General features: G+C 64.9%; 3 protein-coding genes and 1 pseudogene. 1 reads left to right on the top strand and 3 read right to left on the bottom strand.

The annotated features are described in order from the left end of the window. Together PHD22_RS16650 and PHD22_RS16645 are read right to left on the bottom strand one after the other, a co-directional pair. Nucleotides 1-220, bottom strand: a pseudogene (locus PHD22_RS16650) (pyridoxal-dependent decarboxylase, exosortase A system-associated); the annotation flags it as partial. A gap of 35 nt (nt 221-255) precedes the next feature. Beyond that, nucleotides 256-1,860, bottom strand: a complete 1,605-nt coding sequence (locus PHD22_RS16645) for an acyl-CoA ligase (AMP-forming), exosortase A system-associated (RefSeq protein WP_299869491.1) — start codon at nt 1,858-1,860, stop codon at nt 256-258. A gap of 390 nt (nt 1,861-2,250) precedes the next feature. Here PHD22_RS16645 and PHD22_RS16640 point away from each other — a divergent pair, with 390 nt between their 5' ends. After that, nucleotides 2,251-2,535: an acyl carrier protein gene (locus PHD22_RS16640; protein WP_299869488.1), complete on the top strand. Its 285-nt coding sequence runs from the start codon at nt 2,251-2,253 to the stop codon at nt 2,533-2,535. Between the two features lie 168 nt (nt 2,536-2,703). Here the strand turns inward: PHD22_RS16640 and PHD22_RS16635 are convergent, their stop codons facing one another. Then, nucleotides 2,704-3,501, bottom strand: coding sequence for a caspase family protein (locus PHD22_RS16635; protein WP_299869486.1), 798 nt, complete (start codon nt 3,499-3,501; stop codon nt 2,704-2,706). Between the last annotated feature and the right edge of the window lie 262 nt (nt 3,502-3,763).

Raw genomic sequence — 3,763 nt, 5'->3', positions numbered from 1 at the left:
GGCGGGCCATGTGACCCACCACGGCGGGCATCGGGTTCGCCTTCATGGCGTAGTGGAGCTTGATGCCTGCCGGCAGGGCCGCGCGGAGTGACTCGACCCGACGGGTGAGCAGCTGGCGATCGTAAGCGTAGAACGGGGTCTGGCCTACCCGGGCTGCGAGCCGGCTGAGGGGAATCCCGCCGATCAGGAGCTCGTTGCCCTCGACGGGGAACTGATCCATCGGGGCGTGGACTGGCTTCTCACGGGGAATGTCACTCATTGCTCTGCCTTGGTGCGATGTTCAAATTCTGTGGAAAGGGCTTTTCGGTCGATCTTGCCATTGGGGTTGCGGGGCAGGGGACCGTCGCGGGATTCGATGACTGCGGGAACCATGTAGGCGGGCATGCGCTGCTTGCATTCGGCAAGCAGGGCGGCGGTGTCCAGGGGGGCTCCGTCCCTGCCGGTGGCGATCACGCAGATGGCTTGGCCGAGGCTGGGATGGGGCACGCCGAAGGCGACGCATTCCCCCACCTGTTGGGTGCCGTAGAGGATTTCTTCCACTTCCGTCGGGCTCACCCGGTAGCCGGAAGTTTTCATCATCTCGTCCCGGCGACCGATGAAGTACAGGTAGCCCTCCTCGTCCCGGCGTACGGTGTCGCCGGAGAACACGGCCACCTCCGGCAGCACGAACCCGCTCTGGCGTCCGGGGGCGGAGGCCGGCAGGGGCTTGAAGCGCTCGGCGGTCTTTTCCGGATCGTTCCAGTAGCCCATGGCCACGTGGGCGCCCCGCTGCACCAGCTCGCCGGGTTCGTTGGGCGCACATTCGCTGCCGTCCTCCCGGAGCACGAGAACTTCGGCGTTGGGAATCGCCTTGCCGATGGAGTCCGGGCGGATGTCCACCTGTTCCGGGGGCAGGTAGGTGGCGCGGAAGGCCTCGGTCAGGCCGTACATGAGGTAAGGCTTGGTACGGGGCAGGTGTCCGCGCAGGGCCCTGAGGGTTTCCAGGGGCATGCGGCCGCCCGTGTTGGCGAAGTAGCGCAGGTGGTCCGTCACGGTCTCTGGCCACTTGAGCTGGGCCAACTGGATGTAGAGGGGGGGCACCGCGGTGAGGCCGGTGACTTTCTCCTTGACCAGCGCCTTGAGCACGTCCTGGGGAAGAAGGTAGTTGAGCAGTACGACCCGGGCGCCGCTGTGGAAGGCGGTGGTGAGCTGGGAGAAGCCGGCGTCGAAGGACAGTGGCAAGGCGGCCAGCAGGGTGTCGTCCTGGGTGTTCTCCAGGTAGCTGGCGACGCTCCTGGCCCCGGCCACCATGTTGCGGTGGGAGAGCACGACGCCCTTGGGGCGCCCTGTGCTGCCGGACGTATACAGGATGGACAGGAGATCGTGGTCCACGACCCGATGGCCCTCGCGCGGGGGGTGGTCCATCAGTTCGGACCAGAGGTGCAGGCTCATGGCTGGCAGCGCCACGGGCCGGGTCAATGGGCCGGTCAGGACGATCTGGCGCAGGGCGTGGCAGTGGGCGAGAGCCGGGACGATCAGGGGCAGGCGCTCGGGGGAGGTGACCAGCACCCGGGCATCGCAGTCGCGCAGGATGTGGGCGACCTGTTCACCTTTCAGGATCGGGTTGACCGGGACGAAAGCGCCGCCCGCCCGGGCTGTGCCGAAGCAGGACACGACGGTTTCGATGCGCTTGTCCAGGTAAATGCCGACCCGCTCGCCCCGCTCCAGTCCCAGGGCCAGCACACCCGCTGCAAAGGCCCCGGTCTGGGCCTCCAGCGCCTGGTAGCTGAGAGTGGTGGCGCCGGCGGTCAGGGCAGGTGCCTCGGGTGCCCGCAGGGCTGAGGCGGTGATGAGGTCGTGGAGTAGGGTGGTCGTGATCATCGTCGTGAAAAGGTCGGTGGAAGCCGCTGGCCATGGCGATGGCCCTGCCCTGCGTGTTTCAAGCAGCGCGTCACAAGTCTAGTCGAGCCAGGTGACGGCAATACGCCAAGGGAATCACTCTGGCGCATCCGGCGCCGCTGCGATGGGCCGGTTTTGACGCTGCAGCCGGAGTTTAAACGACGCATCCCGGATATGTTTGCCAAATACTGCGTGCCCGCACAAGGATTGCCAGGGGATCCCCTGGAGGGCATGCCCGTGCACCATAACTGCAAAATTTGTGACTTTGAACGGTTTGTGACCGAAGGGTGGGTCAGATCAAGGTCCGGTTCCAGGGTGCGTCGTTTATAATGAGATACTCTTTATCTTCCTGTCTCGTGATGAGACGGGGTGATGACGCACAATGACAATCCCTACTGGAGTCTGCTTTTGGATACGAAGAAGGAAGTTCTGGCGATTCTCGACGAGGTCCTCAGCCTGGGCGGTGCCGCTGCACAATTCGATCTGGATACCGCGCTGCTGGGATCCCTGCCGGATCTGGACTCGATGGCTGTCGTCGGTGTGATCAACCTGTTTGAAGAGCGTTTCGACATTGTTGTCGAAGACGACGAGATTGATGGTTCCACTTTCGTGACGGTCGGTTCCCTGGTGGATTTCATCAACGGAAAGCTGGCCTGAGCTGAGGTTTCACGGGGTTTTCCGTACGGCACTGCTGCATGCTCCATGCCTGCCGCCCGGAACATGCAGCAGTGCTGGTGGTAGTGGCTGGAGAGCCTGCTCAGGTTGCCTCAATGAGGGCCTGGCGGGCTCTTTTTTTGCGTGCAGCCCTGACCGGGTGCCGCTGGTTCAAGAGAATATTTTCCAGTTGCGGGCTGTTCGGGTACCGAAGATCTGGGGATTCTGCGGCAGCTGGTTGGTAGGCAGGCAGGCGGGGGTGATGGCTCGGAACCAGTCCTGGTAGCTTGCGCTGGCTGGCAGGGAGGCCAGGGTTTTCAGCGCATAGTAGGTGAAGGCGCCGTTGGGGCGCTCCTTGAAGCGGGTGTCCCAGCTGAACTGGCTGTCAGTGCAGCCCGCCAGAAGGAGATCGCCGCCGCTGCGGGACAGGCCGCCCAGGCTGGGAAGCCTTGAGATCCGGGCCGTGGGGAGGTCCTCCGGTTTCATCCAGGCCTCGGGGGGCAGGAAGCGTGCCCTTGGTGCGCCGGGCGCCAGGTCCAGATCGGCTCCCCGGGTGACGCTCCCGGAGTGACAGCTGTCGGAAATCAGCAGGACGCGGACGCCTGCCGCCCGGCGGGCGAAGATCTGGGCGATGTCGTCGTCCAGCAGCACCTGGCCCGAGCCGATGTCCCACGGGCACAGGCCTTCGTCCCGGCCGTCGGATTCATCCCCGTTCCGGTCAGGTACCCAGGTGCCGTGTCCTGAGTAGGTGATCGCCACCGTGTCCCCCCGGGCCGCGCCGGAGATCAGGCTGCTCATGGCCGAGACCATGGCGTTCCGGGTGGCCTGGGCGTCGATCAGGCGGGTGACCGTGAAACCCCTGGCACTCAGCGCTGCGGCCCAGTCGTTGGCGTCATTGACGCAGCCGGAGAGGTCATTCTGGGTGCCGGGGTAGTCGTTGATGCCGATGCATATGGCTTTCTTGCCCATGGTGTGTATCCCTCGGGTGATCAGGTGGCCGGTGGATTCCGGTCCTGCTCTGGGTGTATGCCATGAGGGGCGAAAGATCAATCGGCGCGTGGTTTGACGGGTCGCTGGGGTGGCTCAGGTCCTGGGCGTGTGGGCCAGTTCGACGATGGCGGCGACCTGGTCGAGGATGGGCGTCGGTATCGGTGTGTCCCCGGTCAGCATGGCCTGGATCAGGTGGGCATTCGCGTCCACTTCCGGATCGTCCGGCAGGCCCTCGATGGGG

Origin of the sequence: Zoogloea sp., from assembly GCF_028693495.1 — a bacterium.
In the GTDB taxonomy this organism is placed as follows: domain Bacteria; phylum Pseudomonadota; class Gammaproteobacteria; order Burkholderiales; family Rhodocyclaceae; genus Zoogloea.
This window is presented reverse-complemented; position numbering and strand designations above follow the sequence as displayed.

Excerpts from the sequence above, each read along its gene's own strand:
- PHD22_RS16645 (WP_299869491.1), bottom strand. The coding sequence starts at position 1,860 with ATGATCACGACCACCCTACTCCACGACCTCATCACCGCCTCAGCCCTG.
- PHD22_RS16640 (WP_299869488.1), top strand. The coding sequence starts at position 2,251 with ATGACGCACAATGACAATCCCTACTGGAGTCTGCTTTTGGATACGAAG.
- PHD22_RS16635 (WP_299869486.1), bottom strand. The coding sequence starts at position 3,501 with ATGGGCAAGAAAGCCATATGCATCGGCATCAACGACTACCCCGGCACC.